This window comes from Actinomycetospora sp., from assembly GCF_055612215.1.
In genome coordinates, this window is record NZ_JBVPVA010000137.1 from 1 (window position 1) to 1,985 (window position 1,985).

Sequence of the window (1,985 nt, forward strand, 5' to 3'; positions counted from 1 at the left end):
ACAACTGGTTCGCCGCCTACGCCTACTGGTACTTCAAGCTCTACGGCCACGAGAACGTGAAGCTGCTCGACGGTGGCCGCAAGAAGTGGGAGCTCGACGGCCGCGCCCTGTCGACCGACTCGGTCAGCCGCGACCGGACGAGCTACCAGGCCAAGGACCAGGACGTCTCGATCCGGGCGTTCCGCGACGAGGTCGTCGCCGCGATCGGCAAGCAGAACCTGGTCGACGTCCGCTCGCCCGACGAGTTCTCCGGCAAGCTCCTCGCCCCGGCGCACCTCCCGCAGGAGCAGGCGCAGCGCGGCGGCCACATCCCCTCGGCGCTCAACGTGCCGTGGTCGAAGGCCGCCAACGAGGACGGCACCTTCCGCTCCGACGAGGAGCTCCGCGAGCTCTACGGCGCCGAGGGCCTGGACTCCTCGAGGTCCACGATCGCCTACTGCCGCATCGGCGAGCGCTCCTCGCACACCTGGTTCGCGCTGCACGAGCTGCTGGGCGAGTCGGACGTGAAGAACTACGACGGGTCGTGGACCGAGTACGGCTCGCTGGTCGGCGTGCCGGTGGAGACGGGAGACGGGAAGTCCTGATGTGCGGAGCACCTGAGCAGACCGCGGACCTGCCCGCGGGGACGGATCTGGCCAAGGAGTCGGTGCTGGTCGGCAAGGTCACCAACGGCGGCTCGCCCGTCGGCGGGGCCTTCGTGCGCCTGCTCGACTCGACCGGCGAGTTCACCGCCGAGGTCGTGTCCTCGGCGACCGGCGACTACCGGTTCTTCGCCGCGCCGGGCAGCTGGACGGTCCGGGCGCTCTCGCGCTCGGGCAACGGCCAGGCCGACGTCTCGGTGGGCGGCCCCGGGCTGTACACGACCGAGGTGTCGGTGGGCTGAGCAGGCCACCGGGCGCGCAAGCGAAGCCCTATCGGCGTGCTCGTCTGTTCGCTTGCAGCCAGTGGCAGTCAAGCCGCGTCGTCGACGCGCCCGGGAACCCGTCCCGCCCCCGACACCGGGCGGGGCGGGTTCTCGTCGTTAGGGTGGCGGCGTGGCCTGGGTCTACACGGTCCTCCTCGCCGCGTGCAGCGCCGGGATCCTCTCCTACGCGCTGCTGCTGACGAGGCGGCTCTTCCGCGACGAAGCCGACGCCGGGGCGACGGAGCACCCGTCGTGAGCGCCGACGACGCCCTGCCCGAGGGCCTCTCGGGCAACGAGGCCATCCGCGCTGCCGAGGAGCGCGCGGAGCGCACCCGCGCGCGGAACCGTCCGCAGTGGGACGACCTCCCGATCCCGGACGACACCGCGAACCTGCGGCTCGGCCCGGACCTGAACGAGGCACTGCTGCCGCTGCTCCCGCTCGTCGGGGTGTGGCGCGGCGAGGGCGAGGTCGTCTACCCGACGATCGACGGGCCCTTCCACTTCGGCCAGCAGATCTCCGTGGCCCACGACGGCCGGGGGTTCCTGTCCTGGGAGGCCCGCGCCTGGCTGCTCGACGGCCCGGGCGGCGCGGTCGTGCGCCCGTCGGCCCGCGAGGTCGGGTGGTGGCGTCCGCAGCCCGACGGGACGATCGAGCTGCTCCTCGCCCACCAGACCGGCATCGTCGAGATCTTCTACGGCACCGGGCGCACCCAGACGTCGTGGGAGCTGACGACCGACGCGGTGGTGCGGACCGCCTCCGCCAAGGAGGTCACGGCCGCCACCCGCCTCTACGGCATCGTCGACGGTGGCGACCTCGCCTACGTCGAGGAGCGGGCGATGATGGGCCAGGAGATGCAGCCGCACACGTCGGCGCGCCTCGTCCGCGTCGCCGGCTGACGGCGCCCGGTCAGGACATCGGGGCCGCGGCACGCTCCGGTGCGCCCGCCGGCTCCTCCTCGTCGGGCCCCTCCGCCTCCGTCGCGACGGCGGGGCGCCCCTGGTCGGGGAGGATCCCGAGCGCGGAAGCGACGAGGTCACCGAGGTCGTCCGCCTCCACCCCGCACAGCCGGGCGACGGCGGG

Annotated in this window: 4 protein-coding genes; all 4 read left to right on the top strand. The window is 73.1% G+C overall.

The genetic code is table 11. The features are described 5' to 3' along the window. Positions 1-584: sulfurtransferase (locus AC0CYZ_RS03730; protein WP_472212463.1), on the top strand; the 584-nt coding region annotated here is incomplete at its 5' end. Continuing rightward, positions 584-883 (top strand): DUF1416 domain-containing protein, encoded by a 300-nt coding sequence (locus tag AC0CYZ_RS03735; RefSeq protein WP_472212465.1) that lies wholly within the window; start codon positions 584-586, stop codon positions 881-883. The genes AC0CYZ_RS03730 and AC0CYZ_RS03735, both read left to right, overlap by 1 nt. Positions 884-1,034: 151 nt before the next feature. Next, positions 1,035-1,160 (top strand): hypothetical protein, encoded by a 126-nt coding sequence (locus AC0CYZ_RS03740; protein WP_472212467.1) that lies wholly within the window; start codon positions 1,035-1,037, stop codon positions 1,158-1,160. Further along, a complete protein-coding gene (locus tag AC0CYZ_RS03745) occupies positions 1,157-1,801 on the top strand; it encodes a heme-binding beta-barrel domain-containing protein (RefSeq protein WP_472212469.1) in 645 nt (214 codons plus the stop codon). Before AC0CYZ_RS03740 ends, AC0CYZ_RS03745 begins: the two co-directional genes overlap by 4 nt. Positions 1,802-1,985 lie beyond the last annotated feature (184 nt).

Excerpts from the sequence above, each read along its gene's own strand:
- AC0CYZ_RS03735 (WP_472212465.1), top strand. The coding sequence starts at position 584 with ATGTGCGGAGCACCTGAGCAGACCGCGGACCTGCCCGCGGGGACGGAT.